The 18,963-nt window shown below is 32.6% G+C and carries 13 protein-coding genes; 5 read left to right on the top strand and 8 right to left on the bottom strand.

Annotated features, from left to right (window positions below; translation table 11 throughout):
• Window positions 1–70: 70 nt before the first annotated feature.
• From TD29_RS11925 to TD29_RS11915, 3 genes are all read left to right on the top strand, one after another.
• Window positions 71–2,125 carry a hypothetical protein gene (locus TD29_RS11925; protein WP_040280940.1) on the top strand — a complete coding sequence of 685 codons (2,055 nt, stop codon included), beginning with the start codon at window positions 71–73 and terminating at the stop codon, window positions 2,123–2,125.
• A 154-nt stretch (window positions 2,126–2,279) separates the two neighbouring features.
• Window positions 2,280–3,254, top strand: a complete 975-nt coding sequence (locus tag TD29_RS11920) for a hypothetical protein (protein WP_040280939.1) — start codon at window positions 2,280–2,282, stop codon at window positions 3,252–3,254.
• A gap of 5 nt (window positions 3,255–3,259) precedes the next feature.
• On the top strand, window positions 3,260–4,054 hold the full coding sequence (locus tag TD29_RS11915) for a T9SS type A sorting domain-containing protein (RefSeq protein ID WP_040280937.1): 795 nt from the start codon (window positions 3,260–3,262) through the stop codon (window positions 4,052–4,054).
• 195 nt (window positions 4,055–4,249) lie between these two features.
• On the opposite strand, the gene ribB is transcribed toward TD29_RS11915, so the two are convergent.
• From ribB to tpx, 6 genes are all read right to left on the bottom strand, one after another.
• The gene (gene ribB / locus TD29_RS11910; protein WP_040280935.1) at window positions 4,250–5,404 is read right to left on the bottom strand and encodes a 3,4-dihydroxy-2-butanone-4-phosphate synthase; all 1,155 of its coding nucleotides are present in this window, start codon (window positions 5,402–5,404) and stop codon (window positions 4,250–4,252) included.
• Between the two features lie 31 nt (window positions 5,405–5,435).
• A complete protein-coding gene (locus tag TD29_RS18230; RefSeq protein ID WP_084203468.1) occupies window positions 5,436–7,808 on the bottom strand; it encodes an LptF/LptG family permease in 2,373 nt (790 codons plus the stop codon).
• Between the two features lie 17 nt (window positions 7,809–7,825).
• Window positions 7,826–8,467, bottom strand: a complete 642-nt coding sequence (locus TD29_RS11900) for a LolA family protein (RefSeq protein ID WP_040280934.1) — start codon at window positions 8,465–8,467, stop codon at window positions 7,826–7,828.
• 129 nt (window positions 8,468–8,596) lie between these two features.
• Window positions 8,597–11,023: an FtsK/SpoIIIE family DNA translocase gene (locus tag TD29_RS11895; RefSeq protein ID WP_040280932.1), complete on the bottom strand. Its 2,427-nt coding sequence runs from the start codon at window positions 11,021–11,023 to the stop codon at window positions 8,597–8,599.
• Window positions 11,024–11,188: 165 nt separating this feature from the next.
• The gene (locus TD29_RS11890) at window positions 11,189–11,557 is read right to left on the bottom strand and encodes a diacylglycerol kinase (RefSeq protein ID WP_040280930.1); all 369 of its coding nucleotides are present in this window, start codon (window positions 11,555–11,557) and stop codon (window positions 11,189–11,191) included.
• Window positions 11,558–11,724: 167 nt separating this feature from the next.
• Window positions 11,725–12,225: a thiol peroxidase gene (tpx, locus tag TD29_RS11885; protein ID WP_040280928.1), complete on the bottom strand. Its 501-nt coding sequence runs from the start codon at window positions 12,223–12,225 to the stop codon at window positions 11,725–11,727.
• 251 nt (window positions 12,226–12,476) lie between these two features.
• Between tpx and TD29_RS11880 the strand changes: the two genes are divergently transcribed.
• Window positions 12,477–14,201, top strand: coding sequence for a lipocalin-like domain-containing protein (locus TD29_RS11880; RefSeq protein WP_040280927.1), 1,725 nt, complete (start codon window positions 12,477–12,479; stop codon window positions 14,199–14,201).
• A 54-nt stretch (window positions 14,202–14,255) separates the two neighbouring features.
• Here TD29_RS11880 and TD29_RS11875 read toward each other — a convergent pair whose 3' ends face one another.
• Window positions 14,256–15,053, bottom strand: coding sequence for a phosphatase PAP2 family protein (locus TD29_RS11875; RefSeq protein ID WP_152611507.1), 798 nt, complete (start codon window positions 15,051–15,053; stop codon window positions 14,256–14,258).
• 59 nt (window positions 15,054–15,112) lie between these two features.
• A complete protein-coding gene (gene pheT, locus TD29_RS11870) occupies window positions 15,113–17,542 on the bottom strand; it encodes a phenylalanine--tRNA ligase subunit beta (RefSeq protein WP_040280924.1) in 2,430 nt (809 codons plus the stop codon).
• Window positions 17,543–17,743: 201 nt separating this feature from the next.
• Here pheT and TD29_RS11865 point away from each other — a divergent pair, with 201 nt between their 5' ends.
• On the top strand, window positions 17,744–18,958 hold the full coding sequence (locus TD29_RS11865) for a TlpA disulfide reductase family protein (protein ID WP_040281056.1): 1,215 nt from the start codon (window positions 17,744–17,746) through the stop codon (window positions 18,956–18,958).
• The last annotated feature ends 5 nt before the right edge of the window (window positions 18,959–18,963 follow it).

Raw genomic sequence — 18,963 nt, 5'->3', positions numbered from 1 at the left:
GGGAAGTATGTTTTAAATATCATACACAAAAATAAAATTGTTAAGAAAACCACTTTTAATAAATAGTATTATGAAAGCAACAATTACATTATTAGCTATTTTTTTAATATCAATCTCAAGTTTTGCCCAACAAGCTATTAATTATAAAGCTCTTATTAAAGATGACCTCGGAAATGTTATAACTAATGATCTCGTTCAGATTCAGTTTAATATTTTAAAAGGAACAGGACAAGTCAATGTTTATTCTGAAACGCATACACCAACTACAGATGAAAATGGACTTATTATTGTTAATTTAGGTAAAGGAGCATTGGTGTCTGGGAGCGCAAACTTTGATACCATTGAGTGGGATACAGATAATCACTTTTTAGAAGTCTTAATTAATATTGGTAACGGCTTTACTAATATGGGAATTACAGAATTTATGACAGTTCCTTATGCTTTGAGTGCTGCTAATGTTAGTGGTCTCGAAAAAATAACTGAAAACGCAAATACAGGCTGGAGATTTAAAGGTGAAGATCCTAGTTATCATGGCGATATAGGAAATCAGGCTGTTGATTTAAGTACTTCACAAAATGAATCTGAATTATATGGTGCCTCTGGTTCTGGAGCTTTTGCAAGTGGATATCAAACGCAAGCCTCTGGTAGTTACTCCGTAGCAATGGGACGTAATACTGTAGCATCAAGAGCAAACTCAGCAGTGTTTGGAGCATATAATGTAGAAAATTCAAGTTCAATTTTTGCCGTTGGAAACGGGTATCTTGGATTTGACAATCCAAATAGAAAAAATGCGTTAACCTTAAATGTAGGTGCTGGAAATGCCTTAGATTTTATAATAGGGAATCATGAAATAGACGACGATCCAACATCACAAAACGACGATATTAAATTCTTTTTTAGTGGACAGTATGGTGCTTTTAGAGCAGGTAAAGTCTCAAATGAATCAGGTGACGAATGGAATTTAGACAATATTGGATTTTATTCTACAGCCTTTGGTTCGGGAACAATAGCCTCTGGCGGACAATCCTTTGCGGCAGGTAACAGTACAAATGCATCTGCTTATACGTCAACAGCCTTGGGCTTAGGTACAATTGCTTCTTCAACTTCATCTATGGCAATTGGTGCTTACAATATTGATGACAATGAAGCTCAATTTATGGTAGGTATTGGATCTAACAATACAGCTAGAAATTCTGCATTTGTTGTTAAAAAAAATGGAGCTGTCTTAGCTCCAAGTTTTGAGCTATCAGAAATTATAGATGATAACGCGTTAATTACAAAAGAGTATTATGATTTAAATACTATAATTGGCATCAATGATTTAACAGATGGTAAATCTGATGCTGATGGTTCTTCATTATTTTTAGGTATAAACGCTGGTGCTATTGATGATGGCTCAGGTAATAAAAATGTTGGAATAGGCTTTAATGTGTTGTCTTCAAATACTACAGGTTCCAGAAATACAGCCACAGGTAATGGAGCATTAATTGATAACATAGATGGGATATTAAATACAGCTATTGGTAGCAATGCATTACTTGTTAATACTAGCGGTAACAGAAACACTGCTATAGGTACATCAGCTGGATTTAATAATATTTCAGGAGACAATAATGTGTTTATAGGTTTTGCAGCTGGTAGTGTTAATACTAGTGCTGAAAGCAATAGATTGTATATTAATAATTCACAATCTAGTTTTCCTCTCATTTATGGTGAGTTTGATACAGATTTGATACGTATTCATGGCACATTGGAGGTTACGCAAGACGTAAATTTAAGTGGTGATTTAGATGTTGAAGATAAGATAAATACAAACGAAATTAATTCTGTTGCAACAGGTACTTCTAATTTAATACCAATTGCCTATGGAACTGTAGAATCTAATGCTAATGTGCTTAGCGGTACAGGTAATTTTACCGCTAGCATTTCTTCAGATGTCATAACTATTAGTGTGAATGATGTCGCATTGAGTCATTATAATACCTCGTGTTTAATTACGCCTTATTCAACTTCATTTAGAACCTCTTCTATCATAATTAGTGGAGGTAATTTGCAGGTGCGTTCTTTTAATAGTTCTGGGAGTTTAGTGCCTGTAACCTTCCAATTTGTGATTTATAAAAAATAATAATAGTGAAATCTCTTAAAAGGCAATTAAAACAAGAAATAACTAAAAAAACTCAAAATGTAACATATGTCATACCATATGTTACATAATTAAAACTCTAATGCGTCATTACACACGAAATTTGTAATTCAACTTTAAAATATATCATAGTATTATGAAAACAATAACAACCCTTTTATTTCTGTCTCTCGTTATGTTCTTCGGAAATGCGCAAACCATAGAAAAATTTAGCATTGATTCTGGTGGTGCATCCGTTTCTACAGGAGGTATTCAAATCTTGTATACCATTGGTGAAGTTAATGTACAGGAGCTAAGTACGTCTAGTATGTCAATTTCCGAAGGATTTATAAACGCAGACTTTAGAGTTAGCATTGAACCCATTGTATTTTTACAAGGTGCTATGTTAAATCCAACTACAACTGGATTAATGAATGACACGCTTAGAGAAAGTGCGCTACTGCCAACTTCAAGCCCTTATGAGGATAATGCTACTTGCAATGCTTCTGTTTTTAATACAACAGGAAATAATGCTATTGTAGATTGGATTTGGTTAGAGCTAAGAGCCGAAAATGATAATCAAGAGCTCATCAATGCTCGTTCTGCTTTAGTACAACGCGATGGTGATGTGGTTGATGTCGATGGTATAACACCTGTGATGATGCAAGCGGCTCCAACAAATTATTTTGTGGTTGTAAAACATAGAAATCATTTAGGAGCCATGAGTGCTGCCACGATTAATTTAAGCGATAATGCGTCTACAACAGTAGATTTTACAAGTCCTAGTTTTTCAACTTTTGGTAGTCACGCACTAGTTATTTTGAACGCTGGTGCTACAGCACTTTGGGCTGGAGATGCTAATACAGATGATAGTATTACGTTTTCGGGTAGCAATAATGATGTTAATGCTATTAAAGATTACATCTTGGCAGACCCTAATAATATCTTAACCTTTATTACATATGTATCTTCAGGATACCTCAATTTTGATGTTGATTTAAATAGTGCAGCTCGATTTTCTGGCTCGCCTAACGATAGTAATATTATAAAGGATAATATCCTTAATCATCCTGGTAATTTATTAAATCTACCAACTTTTACAATAAGCACAACTGTTCCACTAAAAAATTAAAAACCATGAAACATTTTTACACTTTTATTTTTACGATTTTATTTTCAATTACTGGCTTTTCTCAAGGCTATCAATTTGGTATTGTTCATAATGCAGATTATAATTTTTCTATTGTTGCTGTGCCAGATTTTGATGCTACTAATACTGATATTTCAGATATAGGATTTGCACTAATGATGCCTGCAGGTGATGCAGATATTATTAATATTTCAGAATTCAACGGCAGGCTTTGGACACCAAACCAAGTCACTGCAGCTCAACTATCCAGCTTTAATTTAGGGGATGGTACGCGAGATGCTTTTGTTATGAATATGCCTCCAGGACAAACAATTTTATCGCATACGGCCAACACACCATTTATATTGATGACGTTTGATGTGACTAATATGCCAACAACTGGTGTAATGGAAATATTAACTAATACAGATCCTATAGCTATGGGACTTGCTGGAGCCGTTGATAGTTTTTACAACTCAAATATTGACCAAACAACAACGCAGGATTATTTTAACGGATTGGTATCTGGTCAAGAAGATTTTATGTTTTCAACCTTAAGTTTAGAAAATATAGAACTCGACAATTATAGCTTGTCTGTATACCCTAATCCTTCTATTGAAATGCTCAATGTTTCAACAAATTTAAACGTCATTAAAATGGAACTTTATGATATACTAGGTAAGCAAGTGCTTACTGTAAACGATACAAAAACTATGACGGTAAATCACATAAATGCTGGTAATTATATTCTTAAAATAGAAACCAATAAAGGGTTTATGACTAAAAAAGTGATTGTTGAATAATGCTTTGATATAAAACACTACGAGACTACATGCTAAAAAGTACTCTGAATATTCATCAGTTAAAAATGAATGAGTTAGAGTGCTTTTTTTATTTGATTTTAGAAGTTTACTATTTTATATCAAAAGATTCAAATTGTGATAAAATAGGTATTAATAGTCTAATAAAGTTAAGTGAAAACTTATGCATGTGTTAATTTAATAATTAACGTACTCAACAATTTCCAATCCATAACCAATCATTCCAACACGTTTAGATTGCTGTGTATTTGTAATGAGTTTCAATTTGTGAATATTCAAATCATGAAGAATTTGAGCGCCAATACCAAAATCTTTAGAGTCCATTTCTATACTTGGAGCTTTTACAATCTTACCATCAACTTGGTTGTCTTTTAAAATATTAAGACGATTTAGTAAATTCATTGACTGCGCTTGCTGATTGATAAAAACAATCGCACCTTTTTCTTCGTTATTGATGACCTTAAACATGTCATCAAGTTTTTCGTCAGCATTATTAGTAAGTGTCCCTAAAATATCGTTGTTCACTAGTGTTGCATTAATACGCGTTAAAACATGCTCATCTTTAGACCAAGTTCCTTTTGTTAATGCAATATGAATTTGATTGTTTGTAGTTTGTTGATAGGCACGCAATCTAAATTTGCCAAAACGAGTTTCTATATCAAAGTCTTCTTTCTTTTCAATTAAAGAATCGTGCTCCATACGGTAAGCAACTAAATCTTCAATAGACACAATTTTTAGATCAAATTTTTTCGCAACATCCATGAGTTGAGGTAATCTAGCCATTGAGCCATCCTCATTCATTATTTCTACTATAACTCCTGCAGGTTCTAAGCCAGCAAGTCTAGCAAAATCTATAGCAGCTTCGGTATGTCCAGTTCGTCGCAATACACCTCCATCTTTAGCAACTAACGGAAAAATATGTCCAGGTCGTGCTAATTCAAAAGGCTTAATAGTTGGGTTAATAAGCGCCTGTACAGTTTTAGATCTATCTCCAGCCGAAATTCCTGTTGTAACACCATTGCCTTTTAAATCTACCGAAACTGTAAAAGCTGTTTCCATAGGATCTGTGTTATTACTTACCATCATGTGCAAATCGAGTTCTTTACATCTGCTTTCTGTTAAAGGAGCGCATATTAAACCTCTTCCATGAGTTGCCATGAAATTGATGGTTTCTGGAGTAATTTTACTTGAAGCAGCTAAAAAGTCACCTTCATTCTCTCTATTCTCATCATCTACAACAATAATCACTTTACCCTGTTTTATATCTAGAATTGCTTCTTCAATAGTATTTAATCGAGTTTTTGATGTATGTTGTGCAGTATTGGTAGTCATTAGTGTTTGTTTAGAAATGCAAAGATATGGCTTATTTTTTCTCTGCTGAAAAGTCTTCAGTTATTTTCTGCTGTCTAAATTTAGATATTAGAGGATAGGCTACAAAACTTAGTAAAGTCCAAAGTAAATGTTTAGTGTTTTTAGCATGGTCCAAATAGCTAAATAATTTTTTAAAAAGTACACTAGAGGTAATGGCATAAATAATAAATATAAATCCTGAAATAGCCGCCAATTGTATAGTTGCAGAAGTCACAGCTGTAAGTGTACTATTTTTAAATGCAAAATGTAATATTAAAAACACTACAGTGAAATAGAAAAATATCAAAGCATATTTAGTATAGATACTATAATCAAGCTGTGAAGAATTGAACCCTTCTTTGTCTACGATGTTAGAAGGAGATTCTTCACGCGTATCTGTTTTTTTTAGTGTGCTAATTTTTAAATCTTCGTTAATTTTTTTCTTCTGTAAAAAGTAGAAAACAAAGTATAGTGGTAAACCTAAAAGCACAAAAAGGAGTGCGTTAGAAATATTATTTTTACCTAAATGTTTGTTTAAATTAGAATGGTCAAAAAAGGACTTTATTAAAGCAAATAAATAAAAGACACCTATAACTAAGCCTATAATATATAAAACATTGCCAAAAACAGGGAACCCATTGTTTCTTAAAATGGCGCCAGGTAAAGCAAATACAACAGCAATTATATAAAGAATGAGTGCAAGTTTTGAGTTTTCCTCATATAAGTACTTTAATCTTAAAGATTCTTCATAAGTATGATCGGTTAAATTACCTCCAAATTTTAATTCTTGTTTAGAAATACCTCTAGATTCTAAAATAGCTACAGATGAGTTTTTATAACTAATATCATAATCATACTGCCTATAATGCTTAACAATATCAATCAATTTATTGTTATCATAGGTGGTGAGTAATTTATAGTCTTCAGTGTTGCTGTCAAGACTATGGGTATCAAAAACCAATGTTTTACTCTTAATACCAAATATCTTTTTTATCGGATTTAATAGTCCGTCAGACTCAAACAGAGGTCTATCCTTAGTTGCTCTTCTAGTAAGATAAATACTCAAGGGTAACATTATTGCAGTAGATAGCCAAGTTGCTAAAATAGGATTTAAAGAGTCATCCATTGAGCTGTTTTTTGCAAAAATTCCGATAAAGTGATACGTTAAAAATAGGAGTATGGCTATCACTAAAGGTAAACCAATACCTCCTTTTCTAATAAGCGCACCTAAAGGAGCACCAACAAAAAAGAGGATTATACAAGCTAAGCCTAATACATATTTTTCGTGTAACGACACCACATGTTTGTTTCTCCATTTTGTTTGTGCTGCAAAATTACTTTTATTAGAGTTGATAATATCTTTTGTGCTTTTAATAGTGATTTTAGATAAATTAAGTATTTGTACTTTAGTTCTGTCATTATACAAGCTTAAAATATCACCTTCATAAATAGAATCTTTATTAGGAGAGATGTTTTTATTTAATGTTGAAATGGTTGTTCTATTATATAGGGTTTTAGTGAAATTCTTTAAATTGGTATCCCTTTTATCATAAAGACTATCAATTTTCACTCTTAGATCGCTAGCATTAAGCATGTTGTATCTGTTGTCGTAACTTTGATCATCCATATCAACATTATTAATGCCTTCTAAATCAACATTAATAATATATTCTTCAAAGTAACTTTTAGCATACGGTTTCTTTTTGTGTTGCTTTGGGTCTCTATTTTCTATTTCTTCGTAATAATTCCCCTTATACAATATTAACTGTACTAAATTTGAATTAACGTTACCTTCTAGTAATCCACTTTCAGCAATTATAACCGTTTTGTTTTTCGCATTTGTTGCAGCTTTTTTATGAATTACGACGTTGGTAAGAAATTCGCCATTTTCACCACTTTTATCTTCAACCTTGATATTATAATTACCAATATCATTAAATTGTCCTTTGGTAATTGCCATAGCAGGTTTTACTTGAGCAATATTTTTACGAAGATTGTAAACATTATGATTAGCCCAAGGAATAACGGTGTTTGAAAATATAAATGTTACAATACCAAGTAAAACAATAAATACACTAAGGCTTTTCATAGCGCGCTGCAATGAAATACCAGTTGATTTCATAGCAGCAAATTCATAGTTCTCGGCAAACTGACCAAAAACCATAATAGAGACTAATAAAATTGTTAATGGTAGTATTAAAGGAATTAAAGTTGGAGTAACATACAAGAGTAATTTTACAATTATAAATGTATCTAAATCTTTACCTGCTAAATCTCCAATATATAACCAAATAGCCTGTAAAACAAAAATGAACATGAGTATAATAAACACGGTCAAAAATGTTTTTAGGTAGGTCGTAAGAATATACCTATCTAGTATCTTCATGCAAAGGGTGGCTTAGACTAATCTAATTTATTGATGTAATAATCTTTGTACTTATTTTTGTCAAAAGTAAATAAGGTTTTTGAAATGGGCTCATTTGTTTTAAAAGAATTAACAGTAAGTGTCGTTTTTGTTCCGTTTTTGCCTACTTCAATTAATCTGTAAATATTTTTAGTTTTGGCATCAATACCAAGATAAACTTCTTTTATTTCAGAGTTTGTATCTATTGGATTTAATTTAACAAACTGAATTTTTCTACCCTTAACATCCTGAATAATATCCATGTCATATGTATAACCATCTTTATAAAACGACATCATTTTACTTGGTGTAATACTGTTTTCATCATCTGAGTTATCTGACGAAATAGTAACCTCTTCATCTTCTGGGCTTATCGTGTATAATTTTTTACCATCATAAAGTCTAGTAACACCTAGAATATTGAGTAAATAATTATCACCTTTCATGACCACATCACCACGTGTTTCTTGCTTAATATCTTCGCTTACATTTTCTAAAACGTATTTAAATTTAACCGAAATGTTGTCATAAGCCTGTGCTTTATTATAAACTTCGTTAAGTAAAGCTTCAGCTTTTTTAGATTCTTGAGAAAATCCTATGCTACTAATTAAAAATGCTAATACTACAATTATTTGTTTCATGTGTTTTTATTTAATATGTCTTTATGTGCACATGTTCTTCACTATTAATCATTCATTTTGAAGATAAAGTTTTGAGCATGCTTATTTCATTATTTTAAATATTTTCTCTTCGGAAATGTATCGTTTTAATTAAGTTTCGTTCGCCAATAAAGCATCAAGAGCCACAAAATCAGGAACTAAAACTTGTCTAGCTTTACTACCTTCAAAGCCACCAACAATTCCTGCCGCCTCCAATTGATCAATTAAACGACCAGCTCTATTGTATCCTAACTTTAACTTTCGTTGTAATAAAGAAGCAGATCCTTGTTGTGCTGTCACAATAATTTCGGCAGCTTCTCTAAATAACTTATCTCTATCTGCAATGTTATTATCAATACTTGTGCCACTTTCTTCACCAACATATTCTGGGAGTAAATGAGCGTCTGGATATGCCTTTTGCGCACCAATAAATTCAGTTATTCTTTCTACTTCTGGTGTATCTACAAAAGCACATTGTATACGAGTAATCTCATTTCCGGAGGTATATAACATATCACCTCGACCAATTAGTTGATCTGCGCCTCCACCATCTAGTATAGTACGAGAATCAATTTTTGAGGTCACTCTAAATGCAATACGCGCTGGGAAATTGGCTTTAATAATACCAGTAATAACATTTACAGATGGTCTTTGAGTGGCAATTATTAAATGTATTCCAATGGCACGAGCTAATTGCGCTAAACGAGCAATTGGTGTTTCTACCTCTTTACCAGCAGTCATTATTAAATCGGCAAATTCATCTACAACTAAAACAATGTACGGTAAAAATTGATGACCATCATTAGGGTTTAATTTTCGTGCTTTAAATTTGGTATTGTATTCTTTAATATTACGACATAATGCATTTTTGAGCATTTCGTAACGGTTATCCATCTCAATACATAAAGAGTTTAATGTATTGATAACCTTTGTGTTGTCTGTTATGATGGCATCTTCACTATCAGGAAGTTTTGCTAAATAATGACGCTCAATTTTATTAAATAATGTTAATTCTACTTTTTTAGGATCTACAAGAACAAACTTTACTTCTGCAGGATGTTTTTTATAAAGTAGCGACGTTAATACTGCATTTAGTCCAACCGATTTACCTTGTCCTGTTGCACCTGCCATTAACATGTGAGGCATTTTTGCTAAATCAACAACAAATGTTTCGTTGCTAATTGTTTTTCCAAATGCGATTGGGAGCTCCATTTCAGACTTTTGAAATTTTTGTGAAGCAATCACAGATCGCATAGAAACAATTGTAGAATTTTTATTTGGGACTTCTATTCCAATAGTTCCTTTTCCTGGTATAGGAGCAATAATTCGAATTCCTAATGCAGATAATGATAACGCAATATCATCTTCAAGGTTTTTAATTTTTGAAATACGCACACCAGCTTCTGGAACAATTTCATAAAGTGTAACTGTAGGACCAATGGTTGCTTTTATACTAGAGATACCAATTTTATAATTGTTTAAAGTCTCAACAATTCTATTTTTATTTTCTTCTAGTTCTTCTTGGTTTATGGTAATGCCTTCGGTATCGTATTTTTTTAATAAATCTAAAGGAGGGAATTTAAACTTGCTTAGATCTAATGTAGGGTCAAATTGTCCATAATCTTCAACCAATTTATTAGATAAATTATCGGTTTCAGAAATCTCTTCTTCTACAGTTTCAATTTCGATACTTAGCTCAGCCTCTTTATTAGGATCTTCTTTTTTAATCTCTGTTTTTAATTCTGGTTCTAAAGTTTGCGTTATAACAGGTTCAGTTTTTTTAACAGGCTCTTTAGGTTTTGAAGGTTCTTCAACTTTGAGGTCTAAAGCAGCTTTAATGGCATCGGCTTCGGCAGATAAATCATTATCAACTGTAAATGTCGAGTCTTCATTAGCTGTGTTCATTTCACTTTGAAGATCACTCTTGGCACGTTTAAATAAGTTTACAAATGTCTCTCCATTAACACCAAATCTAATGGCTAAATAGGTTATTAATACAAACAAAAGTAGGAGCGTAGTGCCTAGTTTGCCTATATAATCTTGTATAAAGGAATTGATTTCAAAGCCAATAGTACCGCCAAGGGTATCATATTTATGGGAGAAGAAGCCAAAAAATACAGATAGCCATATAATAATTAGCGTTCCCCAAATCCAATGGCGACGTAATCTTGCTTTATTGATGTCTAGCGTGATATAGATTCCTGATAAAAACAATAAACCAGAAAAGATAAACGAAGAGATACCAAACCCTTTATTAATAAAAAAGTCACTAGTCCAGGCACCTAATTTGTTAAGCCAATTTTGTGTTTTTATATCTCGAGAAGTCATTTCAGAAAGTGTACTTTGATCTGCCTGACCTGTGAAGAAAAAAGATAGAAAAGCAACAAACATTAAAATACCAAGTATAATTAATAAGCTACCAAAAATCAGTTTTTGCTGACTCGATAGTTTTAAACTCGGCTTTTTAAATGACGGAGTTTTTTTAACTTTTGCAGTGGTTTTAGCTTTGCTTTTTGTCTTGGTTTTTTTCTTTGCCATGTTCACTTTCCGTACCAACGGAAGCCTTAATTAGTTCAATATTTAAGATGCTGAATCTAGTTCAGTAAGACGTCGTATGTACAACGTAACAAAAATACAAATAACTAACGTTTATCCTAACTTAAAAGTATTTAAACCATTTATGTAATTGATAATTTAGAATGCTTAAAAGATCTTTGGAATATAAATTACCAAAGCAGCAATAGCAGCACTAATGGCAGCAATGAAAACCGCTCCAGCAGATATATCTTTTATCTTACCTATTGCATAATGTCTATCAGGATGTACAAAATCTGCAATGTTTTCTATGGCAGTGTTTATCCCTTCTAAGCTCATTACTAAACCAATAAAACCAATTTGAAAGAGCCATTCTATTTGAGAAATATCAAAGTAAAATCCTGCAATTGAAATAGCTATTGCACATCCTAATTGTACTTTAATACTCGCCTCAGTTCTAATTAAATACACGGCGCCTTTAAACGCATATCCTACGCTTTTAAGTCTGTTAATAAGAAACGATTCTTTTTTTTGCATGAATTAGGAATGTGCTGCGGAAATTCTAATAACTTTAAAACAATTTATCTTCATTTAATATCGTAAATTACTTATTTAATTATCTCAAAGCTTAAAATATAGCTTTATACATAAGAATATAATTTATTTCAAAGCTTCTAAGGCTGCTTTGTAATTAATGATATGATTTATTTCAAAGCTTCTAAGGCTGCTTTGTAATTTGGCTCATCTGCAATTTCTTGAACTTGTTCTGTATAGATAACTTTTCCTTCCGTATCTACAACGATAACGCATCTAGATAGCAATGATTCAAATCCTCCGTCGATAAAATCCAGTCCATAAGCTTTTCCGAAGTTACCATCTCTAAAATCTGATAAACTCTCTACATTATCTAGACCTTCTGCGCCACAAAAACGCGCCATAGCAAATGGTAAATCTTTAGAGATGCATAATACTTTAGTGTTCTCTAAGGTGCTAGCTGCTTTATTAAATTCTCTTATAGAAGTTGCGCAAGTTCCTGTGTCTACACTAGGAAAAACGTTTAATACCAAATTATGTCCAGTATAATCACTTAATGATTTTGTACCTAAATCTGTTGTTGTTAATTTAAAATCTGGAGTTTTTGTCCCTTTTGAAGGTAATGTTCCTGATGTGTTTACTGGATGTCCGCCTAATGTAACTTTTGCCATGATTTATTGTTTTTATGAATGTTAAAATTAAGGAATATTTGAATCTTTAAAGCAAGGTCTGTACGATATTTTACATTAGTTTAACAGATATGCAGTTTTCATATAAAAAGATTTACTAAACTTTTATTTACTTGAAGTACGCTATTGATTGTGCTAATCTGTTTTAAATAATTTACCTAATACTAGGTATACTTTAGTAAAGTAAAGTTGTCGTTTTTTGTAAAAGCTATTAATTTAAATGTGAACCTATTATGAAAAAAAATATTCGATTTTATGTGTTATTTAGTTTAATTACTGTTTTATTTTCTTGTTCTAATGATAATGATACTCAAGATGTCAATGAAGACAATGGATTAACTATTATACGACATGTTGAACCTGTTAGTCCCAATACAATTGCTCCTAAATCTACTTATGTTGATAATACGACAAACAATCAATTAACAAGTTATTTTAAGCATGATAGTGCTGGGAATATAGAACGGCTAACTCATATTGTTAGCGATGATGGCTCTGGTATATCTACAATTATGGTATTTAATGGAGTAGGTGAGATACAATCTCTGTATCAGCAAAATGGGTTGACAGGAGATATTTTTAATGAGGTTTTTATAGGGTTTGAAGATGGTGTTACCTTGTATGGTGGAGAAGATGGAGTTAATCAATTAACAGCGTCTATTCAAATGAATACTGTTGGCAACTTTTTAAATAGTCAAGATGATGTGTTGTTTTCTCAAGCTATAAATCAAAATTTAGGAACTTTTGAGCATTTTGCCTACGTTTCTAGTAGTAACGGGAATAATAGGGCAAGCCTAAATACTTTAGTTTTTGTAGCTGTAATGGCTGGTATTGCTGTGCTCTATAGTTCTGCAACTATTGAGCAAGGGATAGAAATCATACCCAAAAGCACAGCTGGTATGGTACAGTGTGATATGTTTGGAGATTGCTCTAATAATAGATCATCATCTAATAATGGAGACGATTCTTGCTCAATTCCTTACACAGATTTTGTGTGTTCTGAAGTTGTTGATCTCGATGAGAACTCATGTGAGAATTCTACATTAGAAGTTATAGTTGGTGTTGATCCTGATAATCTTTTGGTAGCAATTGTTAATGGAGATTCTGCCAATTATGATTTTTATTGGTCTACTGGTGATATGAGCACAGAGTTAATAGGTCATTCAATAACTGCTCCAGGAGATGGTAATTACTATGTTATGGTAATTGATGACTATGGATGCGTTGCATTTGGCTCGGCTACTGTAGGTTCAGAATATGAACATCTTATTATTGGTACTTGGCGAGCAAATTCTGTTCTTTTCAATGGAGGAGAAATTTTTAATCCGGATTGTGTTGAAAAAGTAGTTTTTACATCTACTAATTTTTCATCTCAAGATTTAGGTAATTGCGATGAACCTGAGTCAACAGGAGGTAATTATAATATTACTGGAAATACTATAGATTTAAACTTTACAGAAGGTGATTTTAGTGGTAATGTTTCTCAACAAATTATAGAGCTTACAGAAACAAGTATGGTTGTTGCTGAGGGAAATAATTATGTTTATTCATATGAGAGAATGTCTATTGACGTTTTTGGCCCTTGGAACTTACAAGAGATGTCTAATTGTGTAAGTACTGGAGATGGCGGATCTTCTTCAGATAATTACACTGGGACTATAACATTAAATGAAGACTATACAGTAACTGCCGAAGATGATTCTGGTGGAAACTATGTGACAAACAATTTTACTTTTGAAAACAATATTTTAATTATTAATACGGTGTACCATGATTATTTTACACCATCATGCGGAGGAGTGGACTTTAAAGTTGCAAATTATACAGCTCAATATACTTATGACCCATTAACAGATTCGTTTGATGGCTCTTTTGCAAGCAGTCAAGAAGAGGTTACAGGTGATGATTGCGTTGAAAACGGAAATAACTGTTCGGGAACTGGAAATTTAACACGCTAAATAAAGTGAAGTATAAAAAAAGCCTTTTCAATTGGAAAGGGCTTTTTCATTTTATTAAAATGTACCTACAATACCTATTTGATTACTGCTAAATCTAAAATTCCATGAAATAAGTTTTTTCTTTTTAGGATAATCATAAGCGTCTTCTTTAAATAGGTAATTGTCAATGCAATCAACCACAATAATACTAAGTGCAGTGCTAAATGCAATATCTGTAATCCAATGTGCGTCATCAATAACTCTAGAAATAGGAGGTATGGCTCCAATACTATAAATACCAACTTTTACCCAAGTATTATCAAACTGCTTTGCTATTGAGTGCGCCATTGTCATAGATAATATCGTGTGTCCAGAAGGAAATGACCTATACGTCGCCTCACCAGAAAATGGATTAAATGTATAATTGTTAAATCCAGAACCAGGGCGTGCTCTACCAACCGTTGTTTTAGTAAGTGTTTGAATTAAGCCTGTAGTAAATGATGACGAAATGATAAGAACACTTGTTTTACGTACTTTCTCATTTTTTGTTAGTAACCCAAATGTATATAAACCCGTATTTACAGCAAAATAGTTTTGCGGACTTCCAAAATACCAACCAAAATCTCTTAATATTTTTGGAAAATGGGTTCTGTTTTCTTGTGACCAATCTCGTAAAGGTTGGTCGGCAAGACTCAACGTTGCAGTACCAGCTACAAGAATACCGAGTTTTTTATAATCCTTTCCTTTCCATTGTGCAGGACGAGATAAAGAATGTGCAACACTTTTAACAGTGAATTTAGCATCATGCTTCATTAAATCCCAAATAGACGATGAGTCTTTTAGTTTAGTATTTACTATAGTTTGTGAAACCATAGCTGTTGTAAAACTAAAAAAGCAAGTAATAAAAAAAAGAACCTTTATTTTTAACAAATCTACCTTAATTCAGCGCCAAGCTGCTTTTCAAAATTAGCTTGTAGTTTATTCATTATTTTATCTATCTGTTTGTCTGTAAGAGTTTTGTTTTCGTCTTGTATCATAAAGCTAACAGCATAACTTTTCTTTCCCTTCGGAAGATTTTTACCTTGATACACATCAAATAAATCTACATCTTTAAGAAGTTGTTTTTCTGTTTGCATCGCAATCTTGTCAATAGCTTCAAAAGTAACATCTTCATTTAATAGTAATGCAAAATCTCGACGTACTAAAGGGTATTTTGGTAGCTCTTTGTATGAAATAGAGTTATGCTTTGCCATATCTATAACATTATCCCAATTAAAATCGGCATAAAGAACTTCTTGTGATATCCCAAAATGCTTCAAAACAGTTCTGTTTACGATACCAAAATCTACTAATTTCTTTTTTCCTATCGATAAGCTAATGCCTTCGCTAAACACATCGCTTTTAGTAGGTGAAACCTTATGTCTAGATAAGCCTAAACGTTCTAACGTACTATTTACAATACCTTTTAAATAAAAGAAATCACTTTTTTGTACAGGTGCATTCCATCTTAAATTAGATTTATTTCCCGTTAAAAATAGAGAGAGGTGTTTGTATTCTTCACGACCTTCATTATAACTATGATACGTTTTTCCATATTCGTATAGTTTTAAATTTTCACGTTTTCTATTGATATTATAACTCACGGCTTCTAATCCAGAAAACAATAAGCTCTGGCGCATTACGCTCAAATCATTACTCAAAGGATTAAGCATTTCAACATTGTGTTCTTCCTTTAATTGCTCACTTAAAGCAATATATTTAGGAGACGTAAGCGAGTTAGATAATATTTCATAAAAACCTTGTGAAGCTAATTGATTTCCAATAACATTTTGAAGCTTATAATCTTCAAATTTAGACGTATTTGAAATAGAAGCATTTAACTTTTCGGTGGTTGCAATATTGTTATAACCATAAACACGTAAAATTTCTTCAATAACATCTGCCTCGCGTTGTACATCATTACGATAAGCAGGAACGGTAAGTCCTAAGCCGGTTTCTGTAACATTATTGACTTTAATGTCTAAAGACGATAAAATTCGTTTTATAGTTTCTTTAGGGATTTCTTCTCCAATTAATTTAGCAGCATTATCAAAACTAAGGCGTACTTGAAAATCTTCTATTTTTTTAGGATATGAATCCATCAAATCGCTAGAAATTTCACCACCAGCTATTTCAGTAATTAATAAAGCGGCACGTTTTAAAGCATAATCTGTAATATTTGGGTCAATACCTCTTTCAAATCTAAACGATGCATCAGTATTTAAGCCGTGACGTTTAGCTGTTTTTCTAACACTCACAGGGTTAAAATATGCACTTTCTAAGAAAATACTAGTAGTCGTTTCGGTAACACCAGAATACGCACCTCCAAAAACACCAGCAATGCACATTGGTTTTTCGTCATCGCAAATCATTAGATCATCAGCACTTAGTTTGCGCTCTACATCATCTAGAGTCGTAAATAATGTGCCTTCAGGTAAGGTTTTTACAACCACTTTACTTCCCGAAATTTTAGCAGCATCAAAGGCATGCAATGGTTGCCCTAATTCATGTAACACGTAGTTGGTAATGTCAACAATATTGTTTTTTGGTGTTAAACCAATAGCTTTTAATCTGTGTTGTATCCAGGCAGGTGAATCTTCAACTTTAATACCTGTAATAGTTATACCACAGTAGCGAGGAGCCAAATTGTAATCTTCAACCTCGACACTTACTTTTAGTGATCTACGGTCTACGTGAAACGAGCTAACCGATGGTGTTATTAATTCAGTATTAATATCATCAGTTTGTAATAAACCCGCTTTTAAATCACGAGCAACACCATAATGACTCATGGCATCTGCTCTGTTTGGAGTTAAGCCTATTTCAAAAACCTCATCATTTTCGATATCAAATATATCTGAAGCTAGTGCTCCAACTTCAATGTCGGCATCAAGAACCATAATCCCATCATGAGATTTTCCAAGACCTAATTCGTCTTCAGCGCAAATCATACCGTGACTTTGCTCACCTCTAATTTTTCCTTTCTTGATTTTCCAGGCTTCACCAGTTTCAGTATATAAAGTGGTTCCAATAGTAGCAACAGGCACTTTTTGACCAGCAGCAACATTAGGAGCTCCACAAACAATTTGTAATGGTTCGTTAGCACCAATATTTACAGTAGTTACTTTTAATCTATCTGCATTTGGATGTTGTACGCAAGTTAAAACCTCACCTACAACAATACCCTCTAATCCTCCTTTTACAGATTGGTAACTGTCTATACCTTCAATTTCTAGACCTAAATCGGTTAATAAATCTCCAGTTTTCTCAGCAGGCCAATCGGTTTTTAAAAATTGTTTTAGCCAGTTGTATGATATTTTCATCGTCTTATTTTGTCAATTGGCAAAGATAATAATACTAATAGTTTAGCGATAGTTTTTTGTTAAAAAATAGCCCTAATCTTAATATTTTCTTCGGAAATTTTAAAAACCCAAAAAAAGATTGATATTAAACACTTTGCTAGACAATAGTTGTAAGAAGTTTATATTTGTGGAGACGAAATGTTTTTAAAAATAAAGCTCATGATGCGAAAACTAATTCTTTTACCAATATTAATACTTGTTTTTGGTTGTAATCTCAATCGTTCAGATGCATTGCCAGAAGGAGTTTGGAGAGCAGAATTGCAATTAACTGATACCGAAGTGTTACCATTTAATTTTGAAGTAACATCTCGAGATGCCCTAAAAATTTCTAATGCTGATGAAGTGATTCTAGTTACAGATATAACGTATTCTCACGATACAATTGTCATAAAAACTCCAGTTTTTGAAGGCTATATTAAAGCAGTTTTAAAAGATGGGCATCTCAAAGGAAGTTTTGTAAAAGAAAGTTTAGATCGCGTGGTGTCTTTCTCGGCAGAATTATCAAATAAGGATCGTTTCAGCATTAAAAATGAAACACCTAGTCAAAATGTGACAGGTAATTGGGAGACTGTGTTTAGTCCAAATTCCGAAGAAGATAAATATATAGCAAAAGGTGTTTTTGAACAAAATGGAACTGAGGTTACAGGGACTTTTAGAACAACAACAGGAGATTATCGTTATTTAGAAGGCGTTATGGATGGTGATATTATGAAGCTATCAACCTTTGATGGTGCACATGCATTTTTATTTACGGCTACAGTAAAAGACAGTACCATGAACGGAAAATTCTACTCAGGAAATCATTGGGAAGAACCTTTTATTGCTAAGCGTAATGAGACTTATGAATTGCCAAGCGCTAATGATCTTACATTTCTAAAAAAAGGCTATGACGCCTTAGAGTTTACCTTTCCTGATACTGATAGTACTCAGGTGTCGTTATCTGATAAGCGTTTTAGGGATAAGGTTGTTATCGTGCAAATTATGGGATCATGGTGTCCTAACTGTTTGGATGAGAGTAAATACTATTCAGAGTATTATAGTAATAATGCCAAAAAGGATATAGAATTTGTTGCATTGGCTTTTGAGTATGCTAAGTCTAAAGATAAAGCATTTAAGAGTATAAAACGTTTAAAGGATGACGTGGGAATTCAATATCCAATCTTGTTGGCTCAGTATGGGTCTTCAGATAAGGCTCAAGCTCAAGAAAAATTACCAATGTTAAATCATGTATTGTCGTATCCAACCTCAATCTATATAGATAAAAAAGGTAAGGTGAGAAAGATTCATACCGGATTTAATGGGCCAGCAACAGGTGAAAAATATATAGAATTTAAAGCAGAATTTGAGAGCTTTGTTGATGAGTTGTTAGCAGAGTAGTGAGT

Source organism: Psychroserpens damuponensis (genome assembly GCF_000826655.1).
Lineage (GTDB): Bacteria > Bacteroidota > Bacteroidia > Flavobacteriales > Flavobacteriaceae > Psychroserpens > Psychroserpens damuponensis.
Note: the sequence above shows the minus strand (reverse complement) of the source record. Positions and strands in the feature narration are given on the sequence as shown.

Coding starts and splice junctions, on each gene's coding strand:
- TD29_RS11925 (WP_040280940.1), top strand. CDS start 71: ATGAAAGCAACAATTACATTATTAGCTATTTTTTTAATATCAATCTCA.
- ribB (WP_040280935.1), bottom strand. CDS start 5,404: ATGACTACCAATACTGCACAACATACATCAAAAACTCGATTAAATACT.
- TD29_RS18230 (WP_084203468.1), bottom strand. CDS start 7,808: ATGAAGATACTAGATAGGTATATTCTTACGACCTACCTAAAAACATTT.
- TD29_RS11920 (WP_040280939.1), top strand. CDS start 2,280: ATGAAAACAATAACAACCCTTTTATTTCTGTCTCTCGTTATGTTCTTC.
- tpx (WP_040280928.1), bottom strand. CDS start 12,225: ATGGCAAAAGTTACATTAGGCGGACATCCAGTAAACACATCAGGAACA.
- TD29_RS11865 (WP_040281056.1), top strand. CDS start 17,744: ATGCGAAAACTAATTCTTTTACCAATATTAATACTTGTTTTTGGTTGT.
- TD29_RS11895 (WP_040280932.1), bottom strand. CDS start 11,023: ATGGCAAAGAAAAAAACCAAGACAAAAAGCAAAGCTAAAACCACTGCA.
- TD29_RS11880 (WP_040280927.1), top strand. CDS start 12,477: ATGAAAAAAAATATTCGATTTTATGTGTTATTTAGTTTAATTACTGTT.
- TD29_RS11915 (WP_040280937.1), top strand. CDS start 3,260: ATGAAACATTTTTACACTTTTATTTTTACGATTTTATTTTCAATTACT.
- TD29_RS11875 (WP_152611507.1), bottom strand. CDS start 15,053: ATGGTTTCACAAACTATAGTAAATACTAAACTAAAAGACTCATCGTCT.
- TD29_RS11900 (WP_040280934.1), bottom strand. CDS start 8,467: ATGAAACAAATAATTGTAGTATTAGCATTTTTAATTAGTAGCATAGGA.
- TD29_RS11890 (WP_040280930.1), bottom strand. CDS start 11,557: ATGCAAAAAAAAGAATCGTTTCTTATTAACAGACTTAAAAGCGTAGGA.
- pheT (WP_040280924.1), bottom strand. CDS start 17,542: ATGAAAATATCATACAACTGGCTAAAACAATTTTTAAAAACCGATTGG.